This is a genomic window from Candidatus Aquicultor sp., from assembly GCF_054640775.1.
This window is the reverse complement of record NZ_JBTSLF010000057.1, coordinates 1-15,652: the sequence shown is the minus strand read 5'-3', so window position 1 is coordinate 15,652 and position 15,652 is coordinate 1. Positions and strand designations below refer to the sequence as shown.

Genomic DNA, 15,652 nt, shown 5'->3' with positions numbered 1-15,652 from the left:
CGATGGCTATCAACAATTCCATGAGCCCCATCAAAGATCTAACGTCGAACCCGATATTTGCACTAGCCGGCCTTGAAGCACAAGAGTTGCAGGATCAAACAAAGATTGGCGAGGCGACCGCAATTAAGAAAGCAAAAGCGTCTGCCGGTATAGATGTTGACAGGCAAGCTGCGGAATCAGCCGAAGTCAGAACTACTGCTGCTAAAGTAAGATTTACCAATAACCAAGGTCCTCGGATACCTGGAAAGAATATAGTGTTGAGAAATTACCCATGCTGGGTTGTCACTTTTCACAACGTTACGCTGCTAAAGAACGGCCCGAGAACTGAAACAAGACCCCAGGAAGCTTCGACTGTAATAGCTGACGAGAACGTGGTCATCGATGCAAACAGTGGCGAAGTCCTTGAAATAGTCTCTTATACTGCTAAATAGTTGCGTACAAGAAGAAGATGGGTCTTCACAGGGGACTGCAAAAGCAGTCCCCGTATTTGTTAGCATGTGCGGCAGATTCTAACCTTTGATTTACAAGAGAAATCTTGAGGTCGTTTAGCATTTAACTCAGCAAGAACAGACATATGGAATCGGCCACAGCTGTTTCACACTGGGTGCACGGCATGCTCTCGATTTCCCACATAAACTCTGCCGGCATATCATTGCAGCTCAGCGACATACTTCAAGGGTTTTTGCAACGGAGCAAGACTTGAATAGCAGTGCCCATCACAAACGGAACGCTAGCCACACGCTAGACACAAAAGTATCTATTCACCATTATCCAACATGAACGTCACACTGCCGTCGCTCTTTATAATAAAACCATTGTATGTTACTATATTATCGCAGCTCAGGCATATATTTTGCCAGTTTCCTTAACACATCCGAGTTCAAATAGCGTCCTGTGAGGGCGACAACGAAATGGCTTGTGAAAAAATGCTTTTCACAAGCCATTTTCTTTTTATGGGGAAGTTGGTGACAGGATTCGAACTGCTATCCTAATACTTGAATTATGCTGCGTTAATTCCCCTCATTATGCTGAAGCTTCTAAAAGAAATTGACGATATAAGCTGAGAGGTGTTACAATATGTCGGGATAATTATATATACCCCGACAATAAGTATCATATGAGATGTGAAGTTAATGACTGGATCAAAGGTACAACAAGTTCTAAATATAGTTAATAGAGAGGGAACAATAAGAGCCCGGGATCTTAATGTTTATGGTATTGAACGGGTATACCTGAAGCGAATGAGTGATCGCGGACTAATTGAGCACATCGGTCGCGGTCTTTATGCTCTACCTAATGCTGTTCCTACTGAGAACCACACGATTGCTCAAGCTGCCAAGCGGGTGCCTCGTGGAGTAGTATGTTTGCTATCGGCACTAAAATTCCATGGTCTGACTACGCAGCTACCTTTCGAAGCATGGTGTGCCATCGAAGAAAAAGCAAGAAAACCAAGGATCGACCGCCCCATGATGCATTTCGTTCGTTTCTCAGGGCTTGCATTTGATGCTGGTATTGAAGAGCATAAGATAGAAGGGGTAACTGTAAAGATTTATTCTCCGGCCAAGACGGTTGCCGATTGCTTTAAGTATCGCAATAAGATAGGTCTCGATATCGCCATTGAAGCGCTTCGTGAATGTCGCAGGCAGAGTAAATGCTCGAATGATGAACTCTGGCATTATGCTAAAATCTGCCGGGTGGCAAATGTTATGAAACCATATCTTGAGGTGATTATGTGAAAGATAGGCAGATTACCAATATAGAAGCATCAATTCGCCAACGCTTGCTAAATATAAGCAGGACTCGCGGCGAAGATTTTGGCTTTGTTCTTACCAGGTATGCAAATGAGCGATTCTTGTATCGACTGTGCCAATCTGAGTATGCTGACAGATTTATTCTAAAAGGTGGAATGCTATTCCTCGCCTGGACAGAAGAGCTCTATCGACCGACTAGAGATATTGATTTTCTGGGTTTTGGCGATAATTCCGATGATGTCCTCATCAATACGGTTAAAAATATTTGTGCTACTCCTGTAGAGCAAGATGGCCTAGTATTTGATACTGAGGATATTCAAGTCATAGATATTCGTGAGGATGAGGAGTACCAGGGTAAACGGATAACTCTTAATGCAAACCTTGGAGCTGCTCAGATTCCCTTACAGCTTGATATTGGCTTTGGTGATGCAGTTAATCCTGAGATTGAAATAATCGAGTATCCAACGATGCTGGAGTCGCCTACACCAAGGCTTCGGGCATACCCTAAAGAGACGATGATTGCTGAAAAACTCGAAGCTATAGTTAAGCTAGGTATGGTGAACAGCCGCATGAAAGATTTTTACGATATCTGGATGATGTCAAAGATATTTGCTTTTAATGGCCATGTTCTACAGGCAGCAATCAATGCAACATTTAATCGGCGCAAGACACCGATTCCAAACGTAACACCCATAGCCCTCACACGTGAGTTCGCAGAAGAAATGGACCACATAAAGCAATGGAGCGCATTTTTAAGGCGTAATCGCCTTGATGTAGGCGGTCTTGAATTTAGTCAGATCATCGATGATATATATTCCTTTTTAAACCCAGTTATTTCAGCAATTGTCACTGATCGCGCTTTTAGTAAAGTTTGGCTTGCCGGTGGGCCTTGGGATGAAGATTAAGGACATAGATTATACGGTAGCATATCTTATCATAAGAGATGCGGAGTCTCGCCGAAAGGGAGATATTAATGGCGTCCGATGATCTTCAGTCACAACTTGAAAAAGCACTAGCAGAAAATGCCAAGCTTCGTGATGAAAATCGTCGCTTAAGGGAACAACTTGGATTGCCAGTCATAGCGGTAGAACCGGTACAAACCACGATTTTCGACATAGCTCAGGGTTGTTCAAACACTATAACTAACCTCTCATCTGCTGAAACTAAAATAGCCTTATTTAGAAGCCTTTTTCAGGGACGCGAAGATGTTTTTGCAATGCGCTGGGAAGGAAGAAGCGGCAAATCTGGCTATTCACCTGCTTGCCTTCATGAGTGGGATCGAGAGCTATGCGCAAAGCCGAGGATAAAGTGTGCGCAGTGCGAGAACCGTGAGTTTCGAGCGGTTACGGACGAAATCATTAACAATCATCTATCCGGAAAGCATACTATAGGGATTTATCCGCTGCTATTGGATGAAACCTGCTGGTTTCTTGCGGTTGATTTCGATAAGGCTGCTTGGAGGGATGACGTTGCATTTTTTATGCAGGCTTGCAAAGAGGTAGAAATCCCTGTAGCAATTGAGCGCTCCAGGTCAGGGGAGGGTGCTCATGTATGGATATTCTTTGATCAGCCGATTTCTGCATCGCTGGCACGCAAACTTGGGTGTGCACTGCTTACACGAACCATGGAAAAGCGACACCAGCTAGGCCTTGATTCGTACGACCGCCTGTTTCCAAATCAAGATACCTTACCCAAAGGCGGCTTCGGAAACCTGATAGCGCTTCCGCTGCAGTTTGAAGCTAAAAAGAATGGCAACAGTTTATTCCTCGATGCGAATTTTGAGCCGCATCCCGATCAATGGGCTTTTCTCTCAAGTATTAAACGAGTGAGAGTCAAGGATGTTAATCGGATTGTTAAAGAAATAGTTTCGGGCGGCGACGTAATTGGTGTGAGGTCAAGTTTCTCTGATGAGGATGATAAACCATGGACTCTGCCGCCTTCAGGTATGAGGCCGCTTAAGATGATTGAAGACCAGCTTCCAGAAAGCGTTGGTTTGGTCTTAAGCAACATGATTTATGTTGAAAAACGTAGGCTTCCTCCCGCTATGCTTAACCGCTTGATGAGATTAGCGGCGTTTCAAAATCCTGAGTTTTATAAAGCTCAGGCGATGCGCCTATCAACATTCGGCAAACCGAGGGTGATAAGTTGCGCGGAGGATTTCGAGAACTATATCGGACTACCTCGTGGATGTTTAAGCGAAGTATTGGAGACGCTAGCGACTCACGGCATCCGGGCAGAGTTGGCGGATGAGCGTTTTGCAGGGAACTATATCGATGTAAGTTTTCATGGTGAGCTTGCTCCGCTGCAACAAGAAGCGGCCAATGCGGCTTTAGCGCACGACATTGGAGTTATCAGTGCTGAAACTGCTTTTGGCAAAACAGTTATTGGGGCCTGGTTTATAGCTGAGAGAAAGCTCAATACGCTTATCTTAGTTCATCGGCGACAATTAATGGACCAATGGTGTGAGAGACTTAAGACCTTTCTTAACCTATCAGCAAAAGAAGTCGGTCTTATTGGTGGCGGTAAGATCAGACCTACTGGTGTGGTAGACATCGGGATCATCCAGTCCTTGAATTCCAAAGGCCAAGTCAAAGACCTCGTCGCTGATTACGGGCAGGTTATAGTAGATGAGTGCCATCATATTTCCGCCTTCAGCTTTGAACAAGTACTGAAGCAGGCAAAGGCAAAGTATGTAGTAGGGCTAACTGCAACACCTGTTCGAAAAGACGGCCATCAACCGATCATATTTATGCAGTGCGGCCCCATTCGTTTTCAAGTGAAGGCAAAAGAGCAAGCTTTAAAAAGACCTTTTGAGCATTATGTCATACCAAGATTTACAGGTTTCAGGGTACCGAAAGATAAAGATGCACAAGAACTAACGATACAAGAAATCTATGCTGAAATAGCCGCTAGCGAAATACGAAATCAGCTTATTGTAGATGATGTCGTAAAAGCTCAGGGAAGCGGCAGGAATTCTCTTGTCTTAACCGAAAGAACTGCCCATGTTAAACTGCTTGCAAAAAAGTTAAGCGAGAAAATCCTCGATGTTATAGCTTTAACAGGTAGCATGGGGGCCAAGGAAACAAAGAATATATTAGCAAGAATATCCGAGGCTCCTCCCGATAAACCGCTAACTTTAGTAGCTACAGGCAAATACATTGGTGAGGGTTTTGACGAGCCCCGTCTTGATACTTTATTCTTAGCGATGCCTATATCATGGAAAGGTACATTGCAGCAATACGCTGGCCGGCTTCACAGATTATGTGAGCATAAGAACGAGGTCCAAATATACGATTATGTCGATGTCCACATAAGAATGCTTGAAAGAATGTACAACAAAAGGCTTAAAGGTTACGCCTCAATTGGTTATAAAGCAAAAGGAGAAAGCATTGCATCAGAGTCGGTAGATATCATTTTTGATGAGCATAGCTTTTTACCGATTTACAAGAACGACATTATAAATGCGACAAGCGAGGTTTTGATAGTCAGCCCCTTTGTTACCAAAAGGCGGGTTGCGGAAATGCTGCAATATTTTGAGGCTGTGGCTGACAAGCAGGTAAAAATAACTGTCATAACAAGACCGACCGAAGATTTTAAAGAGAAGGGTAGACTGATCTTAGGGCAGATTTTTGATACCTTGAAGAATACCGGTATCAATATATTGTTCAAATCAAATATCCATCAGAAATTTGCCATTATCGACCAAAGGATAGTGTGGTATGGGAGCGTAAATCTTTTAAGCTTTGGGAATGCCAAAGAAAGCATCATGCGGCTTGAAAGCTCTAATGTAGCAAATGAACTGATGAAAAGCATCGAGGTTAGTTCTTCTTCATAAAATCCTCGACATTTTCACCAAGCCTGCTATCATATCTACAGTTCAGAGAAGTAATTTACCAGTTTTTCAAGTAAATCCAGGTTTGAATAATGTCCTGTCAGGACGACCCAACTAAGGGCTTACGAAAATGCTTTTCATAAGCCCTTAGTTATTACCCAAGAATGAGACAGGTGACAGGATTCGAACTGTTTGTGGAACTCGAAAGTTTATATTGGACCACAAGGCTAAAAGGCATAGGATATCGTTTATGTTTTAAGGCGCGTGTTCTACTCGCCGGGATCATGTATAAGCTTAATAGTGCACTTTGTGCTGAATCTATCGTCGCTCGCTTCAAAGGTTTGTTCCGCCGCAGTTTTTGATTTGTTTTTAAGCTGCATGCTGAATTTATAGAAATCTCCGCCTAAAAGGGCCGCGTCACTTGCACTTGCTTTTTTATCCTTAAACAACCGAGATACTATTGCTTTAACGTAACCTTTGGCTACCTTACTTTTTGTGAATGTAAAATCTTCGGAGGAAACCGTTCCCACAAATTTTTCGCTATCGGCCCCTAAATTGTCAATTAAGATATCGAAAGTGTCGGATTTGCAGGGCTCGAAATTAAATAAAAATGCGGAAACCGGGTATTCATTAGGCATATCTAATGTTGATTTGAATTCTTTAACAATCCCACGGTATATATAACTTGTATATTTGCCGGTGCCCGAAGCGGTGTCTTTGCCCGTTAAAAGATTTATTTTAGCCTCTCCCTTAGTTATTATATCGAAATGCTTGGCACTTCCGGCGTTCACGTGGTTTTCATACTCAACGCGGAAACGCATCGATTTTTCAAGTTCATCCACGTAACCTTGACCGTTCGCTCCGAGCACCGCTGCGTACCGAAACATCTTCATCGCAGGACCAAGATAGGTGTAGTCGTGATTATTATTTATCTCTTTAACGAATTTCCTGGCTACGGTTTCCGCCCAAGTGGCTAGAGAGGGGAGTAGCGTCGTCAATTTAGTTCCACTCCCGACTGCGAGTAGGTTGAGATTTTTCTCCGCCGCAAGGGCAAAACTCGTCACAGCCAAAAACTTATCTTCTTTAGGCTTGTTTTGCTCAATCATCAGCTGTCCCTTTTTGACCATTCGCTCACCTAAAGCGATTTCCCATTCATTGCTGGAGGGCATCTTATCACTGCCACTGGCCTGCGCGTAGGCCTTTCTTTGCGCAAGAAGCCTGTTTATCAGAGTTGCTTCAGGCTCAAGAGAAGCTTTAATAAACTCTTGCACGGCTGCTGAATCCTCTTCGTTCTCCTCATCTTTCTTACATTTCAAAGAAATTGATGGCGGTTCTGTAACTTCAATAGGTTTCTTAAGTAAAGCTTTTGCCTCATCTACAATCGTCTCATATGCATCCATGGCCGCTTTTCTCGTGCCCTTGTTAAATGCATCGTCGAGTTCACCAGCGTAGGCTCCGCTAAAATGGAATAGCTGTGTTTCTATGGTTTTACCGTTACTCGTGTTGATAGCATAATTTAGTTGCTTGCCGTTATGGTCGCCAGTTAGAATCACACCGTTCTTCTCAAGGTTACGTCCGGATACCGATAGAGTGGCGGGAACGATAAAATATAGTCCATTAGGTTCTAGTAAAACTCCGCCTGAAAGGTCCCCGATAGTTTTATTCTTAACGTTGTTCAATGCCGTCATTTTAATCTTTTTGTTTCCCATAATAGCGTTAGCCGGTATGTTTAGACGCCATGTCAAACCTCCGCCATCAACAAGTGTTAACACCTGATCTTTTCCGTTATCCTGATAGTTAAGTGATGCTGTTACTTTTTTGTTCACAGTAAAAGTAACGCCGCCTGGAATATCGCTTTTAAGATTGACGGTTTGAATACCTACACTATTTGCTTGAGTCGATTTATCTTGAGCGTGGTCGTTTGAAGAGCTGCACCCGACTAATAAAAATAAAACCGAAATGACCATAACAGCTGTAAAAAATCGTTTCATATAACGGCTCCTCTTAGTATGATTAATTACGGTTGCATTTGCTAAATCTTAGATAGGGCACGAGCTTAGAGAGGCATTGTTTGCCCAGCAGGCGTTCCTGTAAAACTAAGGATAGTATTGTAGCAGTAATAAAGCAATACAGGCGGATTTAGAATCCTGTGCATATGGCGTCGATGTCTACTGCGATACCGCTTGAGTATACTTTGATAGTTTCTTGAGTAGTTCAAGGTCCGAATAGATACTCATCTCGAAATTTGCGAGCCATGGTTTTCTTGCCCAGGTATCTGGATTATTTAAGCGGACTGTCATAACATTAGGCTTGTTGGGCAATCCTTAGCTTAAGCGTAGGTCGTATTTTTCGGGGGTGAACCTTTGGAATCAGTGAAGAACGTTGCAGGTATCTTACTAAGTCCATCTCAAACATTTGAACGCATTCGGGAAAGGCCGACATGGCTGATTCCTGTCGTGTTGCTTGTTATCACATCGGTGCTTCTTGTGGTGGTAAGCGCCCCACTTTCATTGGAGCTTGCTAAACAGCAGCTAACGGAAAATGCCAAGCAGATGTCACCCGAGCAGGTTGCGCAGACTGAAAAGATGCTCGATTCACCCCTGGCAAAGGGTATAAGCATTATATCCACACTCTTCATAACGATTCTTGGCTTACTCGTCCAAGCGGGTTTGTTGCATTTAGCCGCCTCGGCGCTTGGCGGAGTTGCGGGCTTTAGGATGGGTTGGGCAACCGTTGTATATGCCCAGGCACCGATTATTATTCAGCAGATAGTTCATTCTCTCTACACGGCTGCTAATAAAACCTTAGTGAAACCGGGTCTATCCGCCCTGCTGCCGGCAGATAATCTCATAAGCCCAATGGGGACATTCCTGTCCCGGATCGACATATTTATTGTGTGGTCGTTAGTGCTTGTTGCCATAGGGTTTTCAATTACGTATAAGATGTCAAAGGGCAAAGCGATAGCTATGTCTGCTGGGTATTGGCTACTAGGAACAATTGTCCTTACGTTGATTACTGCTATTACCTCTGGCCTGAGGCCATCTTGATGGCTTGAGGATTGGGTTGCATGCTGGCTATGAAATCTCTTGTTTCTGTCACATTCCAGCGATCGGCAGTGTTATATAATTGATTTTGTGTTATTTGAGCAAGTGGCGGTAAAATAATCCGTTTCAGGGATAGATATTAGTTCGCCCTATGTGCAACCGGCCGATACCAATCTCACTAAGTACTTAGTGAGATTGGTATCGGTTATACTTGTGTAGAAAGAGAGAACTGAATTGGGCTTATCATCACAAAAGAAGGGCAGAGGAAGAACTTTGCCAAAATTAAATCGCAAAAGGATTGCCGCAGTTGCCGGGCTTCTACTGGTGGCAATTATCGCTTGGTCGCAGATTTCACTATCATCACGTGCGGCGACGGTTAAGGCGACCACTGCTGAGATGGGCAATATCGATATCCTAGTGTCGGCCCCAGCTAAAGTATCTCTCCCGAGCCGGGCCGAGCTGAGTTTTAAATCCGGTGGACGGATTCAGCAGATAGATGTCCGCAGGGGTGATGAGGTTATTGCAGGACAAATACTCGCTACTCTCGACATGAACTCGATACTTCCGCAGATAAGCCAAGCTCAAGCAGGCCTAAAAATAGCACAAGCCGGTCTCGATAAGCTGCGTTCGGGGCGTAGTCATGCTGAGCTCGCCGTTTCTCAGGCACAAGTCGATCAGGCTGCCACAGCGGTAAACAGCGCGCGACGCAGTCTTAAGACGGTCAATAAAATTGTCGCGCAAGCGAAAAAAAAGTCTAAGCTCAATGTCGATAATGCATCGGTCGGCGTTGATACTGCAACCCAGCAGCTCAATAAAGTGAGAAGCGGTACAACATCACAACAACTTGCTGTCGCAATAGCTCAGAGGGATCAGGCATCCCAGGCGCTCGCCGGCGCGCAGGCAAATTACAATAAGGTCTCTGAGGTTAATGCGAAATCGCTGGCCGAAGCCGAGCGGGCGTATGATAACGCGGTTAGTGTGTTCGCCGCATACCAGAATACAAATCCGGGGGATACAACTTCAACCACTTACTTTCAATATAGTAATGCTGTCGAGTCCGCTGATAAAGCACAGCAGAGAGTCTCGGCCACAAATGATCAAGCGCTTCAAGCCGCCCAGACGCAGGTGGACTCTGCCCAGAAAGCCTACGATACGGCAAATGCGCAGTATAACCTAACGACGGCATCGGCTCGCAACGAAGATATCACTATTGCTCAAAATCAATTAAAACAAGCCCAAATCTCCCTTGAAATTGCGAAAATCGGGCAGGATGACGGGAGCTTAGATTCTCAGCTCGACGGCGCACAAGGGCAACTTGACACAGCGCTTAAATCATTAAATGTTGCAGTGGCTCAGCTCGAATTACAGAAACAAGGATCACGCGCAGCAGACCTTAAGCAGGCGCAAGCGCAGATTGAACAGGCGCAAGCACAGATTGAACAGGCGCAATCCGTAGCAGAGGATGCAGTTTTAAAAGCACCATTCTCTGGAAGGGTCGCCGCCGTAAACGGAAAAGCCGGTGAGATTGCGGGCATGAGTGCCGCCGCAAGCGCGGGGGCATCCGGCGGCGGATCATCCGCCCTTATCACGATCATTAACTTCGACAGGATTGAACTCACGGCGGATATCGATGAGGCCGATATCGGCAAAGTTAAGGTGGGGCAAGATGCGAACGTCAACCTCGACGCCTATGAGGGTAAAACCTTCAAGGGCAAGGTTACCGATATCTCGCTGCTATCTGCAAAGAACTCGACAGGCGGCACGATCTTCCAGGTAACGATAGTCGTCAACCCAGGGAAGACTGAATTTCGAGAGGGTATGAGTGGGGATGTTGATATTACTACCGCGAGCAAGAAAAATGTATTAACGGTTCCGTTTGATGCCGTAAAAGTCGACGGTAAAAAGACGGTGTTTATCATCCGCAATGGTATTGCACAGCAGCAAGAAGTTAAGATCGGGTTATCGTCAGATACTTCTTACGAAATTACCTCAGGCCTTAAAGAAGGCGATCGTATCGTTGTTGGTAAATCCACCATAACAAACGGCCAGCACGTAAAGATAGAACCTTAATGTCACGAGGATGGTTTAAAGCATATGGCTATTGAGGCACGAGATCTCTACAAGACCTACTACCTTGAAGATGTTGAAATCAATGCGCTCAATGGTGTTTCGCTTACGATAAACGATGGGGAGTTCGTATCGATTATGGGCCAATCGGGCTCCGGGAAATCGACGTTGATGCATGCTATCGGGTGTCTCGACACGCCCACGGCCGGGTCGCTCCTTATCGACGGTCACGACACGAACGATCTCTCAGAAAACGAACTCGCGGTCTTGCGTCTGGAAAAGATAGGCTTCGTGTTCCAGACGTTTAACCTGATCCCGCGGGCGTCATCGTTGAAAAATGTGGAATTACCACTTATCTATGCGGGCGTAAAGACCCTTGAGCGGCGGGAGCGGGCTGTTGCCGCGCTTGAGGCCGTTGGCCTAGGGGATCGTCTTAGCAGCCGTCCCTCGCAGCTCTCTGGAGGGCAGCAGCAGCGCGTTGCGATCGCTCGAGCGCTCATAAACGACCCGGGTATAATCCTGGCTGATGAGCCTACAGGAAGCCTCGATTCAAAATCCGGTACGGAGATCATGGAGATTCTCTCCTCCCTGCACGACCAGGGCAAAACCGTGATTCTGGTCACACATGAAGCTGAAATTGCCGAGTATGCCAAGCGACTTATCCGGCTCTTCGATGGAAAAATCGTCGAGGACGGGCCTATAATTAAGAACATGACTGGTGGAAAGCGAAAAAATGAACTTACTTGAGAGTTTTCGGTTGGCAATCGATGCTATCATCGCGAATAAAATGCGCTCAACGCTTACTGCGCTGGGCATCATCATCGGCGTTTCAGCGGTTATCCTGCTTGTCTCTGTCGGGCAGGGTGTGAGAAGCTCTGTCACGGGTCAAATTCGCAGCATAGGATCAAACCTGCTCTACGTCTTGCCAGGTAACATGCAGGCCGGACGGGGACCTGGTAGTGGCGTCAGCAACAGGCTGCGTCTCAGTATGGTGCGCCAGATCGAGCAAGGCGCAGCACACGTTTTGGATGCTGGCGCCGCAGTTAATGGTACAGGAATGGTTAAATTTGGCAACAAAGAACGAGACACCACAACGATGAACGGTGTGACGGCAAATTATGCTAAGTTGACCAACTATAACCTCGCTGAGGGGGCATTTCTAACAGATCCAGATATAAACGGCGGCAGGAGAGTTGCTGTGGTCGGACAAACCATCGTCAGCGATCTCTACAATGGCGACAGTCCGGTTGGCCGCAATATATCCATCAACGGCCAGCGCTTTACCGTTATCGGCGCGATCGAGGCGAAAGGTTCAACTCTCGGCATGGACCAGGATGACGTTGTTTTTATCCCGATAACAGTGGCGCAGCGCCTTCTCGGTACCGACCAGATAAGTCAAATTCTTGTGGAGGCAACCGATGAGAACAGCGTGGATACGGCAAGCGATGAGATCACGCGGATTCTTGGCAAGACCTTAAAGAAGGACGACTTTAGCGTTGCATCACAGCAGAGCCTGCTTGGCACCGTGCAGAACATCACTGGCGTCATGACTTTAATGCTCGGCGGCATCGCCGGGATATCGCTCATAGTCGGCGGCATCGGCATTATGAACATTATGCTCGTCTCGGTTACCGAGCGAACACGCGAGATCGGCATCAGAAAAGCGGTCGGTGCGAAAACGCACGATATCCTCATGCAATTTGTGATTGAATCGGCGACGCTCAGTGTTATTGGCGGTTTAATAGGTATTTTAATCGGCGTCGTCGGCTCGCTAGTGCTGAGGGCGTTGTTACCAAGTGAGGTAACTATATGGTCGGTCGGTCTAGCCTTTTTCTTTTCCGCCGGAATCGGAATCTTTTTCGGCGCATACCCGGCATTTAAGGCATCGCGTCTCAGCCCGATTGAGGCACTGCGGTATGAATAGCTACAGAAGAAGCGTATCGTCTTCTTGGTTTACTATCGTCCGGCCATGGCAAGGATAGAACGAACGTAGTTTCTCGTTTCCTTGTACGGGGGGATGCCGCCGTATTGCAGTACTGCGCCGGGGCCGGCGTTGTAGGCGGCGAGGGCGTAGTCCCATCGGCCGAAGGTCTTGAATTGCATGCTCAAATACGATGCGCCGGCTTCGAGCTGCTGGCTGGGTGAGTTCTTGAACTCGCTGATGTTGTATCCCATGGCGGTTATGTTAAACGGCATTACCTGGGTGAGCCCTATCGCGCCGGAGCTTGACACCGCCCGGTAGTTCCATCCCGACTCCTGCTTGATGAGGGCGAAGAAGAGTTTCGTTGGAATCCCGTATTTCTTGGCGGTCTTTGCGGCGAGAGCCGATAGGTTTCCGGCGGATATGCTGGGCGCCCTATTGGTGTCGCCGATGCCGCTGCTTCGTTTCTCGAGCGCATTGATTTGACCCGCTATTATGTTTGAGGTGGTCCTAAGCAGACTCGTGCTCTGTGCGAGCCGGGCTTTTTCTTGCTGGACAATGGCGTAGAGCTTCTGTTGTTTGCTCGCCTCGTCTTGAAGCTGCTTTTGTTGCGCGATAATGCCGCCCTTTTTCGCATTGATACGGTGTTCCTCGGCGACGAGGTACTCGCGCTGTTCGCTTATGGCGTTTTTCATGACTTCGACCTGGGCGATTTCAGATGAAATGGTCGCAGTCAGCTGTTTCATGTTGAAAACGATTTTGCTATCCGCCTTGGCGATCATGCCTATAAACGCAATGCGGTTAATCAGATCGTTGAAGTTCTCTGACCCCAAAAGCACCGAGACGATGCTGAGACTTTTATTTTTATAAGCGTTAATGAGGCGCTTATTGAATACCCCTCGTCTTAGGGCAAGGCGCTTTTGAGCATCGACAAGTTTTACGTGCGTTGCGTCCAGCCGTTGCTGCGTCTCACGCAATCTGGCATCGGCGTCTTTCCTCTTGGCAATCATATCGTTGAGCTGCGTTTGCATGCTATTGAGCTGCTTTTGCGCCCGGACCATTTTCTGGTTGCTTGCCTGAATCTGGCGGAGGGCTTCGTCTTGCTGTTTCGCGACAGCGCTTTGTTTGGCTTCTGTCGCCTTTATTTGGGCATCGATATTCTTTAGCTTCGTCCGCTTATCGTCTAGCTGGGAGGCAAGCGCGGTAGGAGCCAGGAGCAGAAGCATTACTGCGATTATTATTACGGTTCTTGTCCGATGAAATGTGCGAAAAACTACCATATATTGTTTAAGTTAACCAGTAATACTGGCGTAGGTCAACCGGTGAAGCCGGCGTAAAGCAGCGCTTGAAGCCCGTGAAAAGCACCTATAGCAATAGCTTATCGTAGTATCACCAGAATGAACCGGTGCTTGTCTAGCAAGCGGTAGTCATAATTTACGGTTATCCGGAATAGGCCGATGTAGCATCCGAAATGGCGCTGATAAAGTAAGAGCCCGGCTTAAAGCCGGGCTCTTTTCTGCTGTGATATATAATGCGTCTGTTATTGCGAGTGTCTGCTTAGAGAATCCCTTCCCGTTTCAACTGATACCAGCTCTGGACATCGGGGAATTTCCAGAATACGAGAAATCCTCCGAAAAGAAAGAAAACCATCATCGTTAACGCCTTTTTCAATGCTCACCATCTCCTTTTGCTATTTACGCCCGCCGTATCTTGGTTGTTGGCGGATGGATATTTATGCCTTACCCGTTAAAGGTAGATTATGCCAATGATACAACTGTTGCTCCATTAAAGGAAGAATTAACCGCTAGCTTTTGTGAATAAAAAAAGCCGAATTTGCCCGGCCCTTTGAATGAGAATCGATAAGGAGTAATCCCGCCTTTAATTAATCCCCTTGGTACCTTCCCTGAAGAATTCGATGTGGTTTTTTGGTGCGATAAATTCGAGCAGCGGGCGATCATCGGTATTGAGGGGGATGGGGCTTCCGTCAGAGAGCGTGCCGTGGGCAAGTTTAGAAATCGTTGCAGGGTCGGCGTAGAAGCTAAAATCAAGCTGTTTGAGCCCTAGCCGCTGGGTTGCAATAGTGCGCACCTTCTTCTCGATATCTTTGACATCAAGGGTTTTATCGTTCTTGACGCCGACCATCATAATATCTTCCGCCTGACTAGTTCCAAAGTTGGTGCCCCAGACGTATGTATAGGGAAGGTGGAGGTAAATGTCTTAAACATCATCAACATGTCGTCATCTCGCATGATGTAGCGGGGGATCCACTGGCAGTAGACGCCACCCTTGTTTAAGCGCTTCGAGACAAGCTCAAAGAACTCTTTAGTAAACAGATGAGAAACATGCGTTGAGACCGGGTAACTTGGCTCCGAGGTGATGACATCATAGGTTTTATCGGTGGTGTAAAGGTAGTTTCTAGCGTCGTTAAAGTAAATATGCGCGCGATTATTCGTCTCGATGGAGTTTCCAATAAAGAATCTTGATGCCGGCAGGGCGGCGTGATTGATCTCCGCGATATCGACCGTAACATTCGAACCGGTGAGACCCGCAAATGCGGTAATGCCGGTCCCGAGCCCGATGACAAGTTCGGATTTAGGGTCATGGGCGCTTGCAAGGGGAATAAGTGAGAGCAGCGAGGTGATTTGCTTATCGTACGCCGTGTTCGATCCTTCGATCTTTCCGTCATTTGCCAGGGACCGCTCGCCGTCGGGTGCTTGAAAGACGGTTATTCGCCCATGCAGGTCATCATCAAAATACAGGGTTTTAATATCTTTGAGGTATTGCTGATACTCATCATACGATTGATAGTCGGCAATCCGGTAGAAGTTGTGGGCAATTGCCGGCGGCTGGGTGGTGCCTGCGATGACCCCGATAACTACCAGGGCGAATATGCCGATTGCCAAAAGTCGCTTCCCGCTCTCAGACCGCGACACCACAAGCATGCCCGAGGCGACAAGAAGGTTGAGCCCCGCAGCGACAAAGGTGGTCCCCTTGACCCCGATTACGGGGATGAGCAAGAACCCCGCAAGAAGCGATC

Annotated in this window: 12 protein-coding genes; 8 read left to right on the top strand and 4 right to left on the bottom strand. The window is 46.7% G+C overall.

The window, feature by feature from the left end:
- From ACYC56_RS06505 to ACYC56_RS06490, 4 genes are all read left to right on the top strand, one after another.
- On the top strand, positions 1–431 hold a 431-nt coding region (locus ACYC56_RS06505; protein ID WP_461373366.1), incomplete at its 5' end, for a hypothetical protein.
- Between the two features lie 702 nt (positions 432–1,133).
- On the top strand, positions 1,134–1,736 hold the full coding sequence (locus tag ACYC56_RS06500; RefSeq protein ID WP_461373368.1) for a type IV toxin-antitoxin system AbiEi family antitoxin domain-containing protein: 603 nt from the start codon (positions 1,134–1,136) through the stop codon (positions 1,734–1,736).
- On the top strand, positions 1,733–2,656 hold the full coding sequence (locus tag ACYC56_RS06495; protein WP_461373365.1) for a nucleotidyl transferase AbiEii/AbiGii toxin family protein: 924 nt from the start codon (positions 1,733–1,735) through the stop codon (positions 2,654–2,656). Before ACYC56_RS06500 ends, ACYC56_RS06495 begins: the two co-directional genes overlap by 4 nt.
- A gap of 68 nt (positions 2,657–2,724) precedes the next feature.
- Entirely contained in the window at positions 2,725–5,586 is a 2,862-nt protein-coding gene (locus ACYC56_RS06490; RefSeq protein WP_461373364.1) for a TOTE conflict system archaeo-eukaryotic primase domain-containing protein, read from the top strand.
- Positions 5,587–5,852: 266 nt separating this feature from the next.
- On the opposite strand, the gene ACYC56_RS06485 is transcribed toward ACYC56_RS06490, so the two are convergent.
- On the bottom strand, positions 5,853–7,574 hold the full coding sequence (locus tag ACYC56_RS06485; protein WP_461373363.1) for a hypothetical protein: 1,722 nt from the start codon (positions 7,572–7,574) through the stop codon (positions 5,853–5,855).
- 381 nt (positions 7,575–7,955) lie between these two features.
- Between ACYC56_RS06485 and ACYC56_RS06480 the strand changes: the two genes are divergently transcribed.
- The 4 genes from ACYC56_RS06480 to ACYC56_RS06465 all read left to right on the top strand — a co-directional run bounded on the left by ACYC56_RS06480 (position 7,956) and on the right by ACYC56_RS06465 (position 12,618).
- The gene (locus tag ACYC56_RS06480) at positions 7,956–8,630 is read left to right on the top strand and encodes a Yip1 family protein (protein WP_461373367.1); all 675 of its coding nucleotides are present in this window, start codon (positions 7,956–7,958) and stop codon (positions 8,628–8,630) included.
- Positions 8,631–8,900: 270 nt separating this feature from the next.
- A complete protein-coding gene (locus ACYC56_RS06475; protein WP_461373362.1) occupies positions 8,901–10,697 on the top strand; it encodes an efflux RND transporter periplasmic adaptor subunit in 1,797 nt (598 codons plus the stop codon).
- Between the two features lie 24 nt (positions 10,698–10,721).
- Positions 10,722–11,441, top strand: coding sequence for an ABC transporter ATP-binding protein (locus ACYC56_RS06470; RefSeq protein ID WP_461373361.1), 720 nt, complete (start codon positions 10,722–10,724; stop codon positions 11,439–11,441).
- A 10-nt stretch (positions 11,442–11,451) separates the two neighbouring features.
- Positions 11,452–12,618, top strand: coding sequence for an ABC transporter permease (locus tag ACYC56_RS06465; RefSeq protein WP_461373360.1), 1,167 nt, complete (start codon positions 11,452–11,454; stop codon positions 12,616–12,618).
- Positions 12,619–12,650: 32 nt separating this feature from the next.
- Here the strand turns inward: ACYC56_RS06465 and ACYC56_RS06460 are convergent, their stop codons facing one another.
- From ACYC56_RS06460 to ACYC56_RS06450, 3 genes are all read right to left on the bottom strand, one after another.
- On the bottom strand, positions 12,651–13,841 hold the full coding sequence (locus ACYC56_RS06460) for a transglycosylase SLT domain-containing protein (protein ID WP_461373359.1): 1,191 nt from the start codon (positions 13,839–13,841) through the stop codon (positions 12,651–12,653).
- Between the two features lie 652 nt (positions 13,842–14,493).
- Positions 14,494–14,760: a hypothetical protein gene (locus ACYC56_RS06455; RefSeq protein ID WP_461373358.1), complete on the bottom strand. Its 267-nt coding sequence runs from the start codon at positions 14,758–14,760 to the stop codon at positions 14,494–14,496.
- Positions 14,757–15,652 (bottom strand): fused MFS/spermidine synthase (locus ACYC56_RS06450; RefSeq protein ID WP_461373357.1); only part of this gene is annotated, 896 nt, incomplete at its 5' end. The genes ACYC56_RS06455 and ACYC56_RS06450, both read right to left, overlap by 4 nt.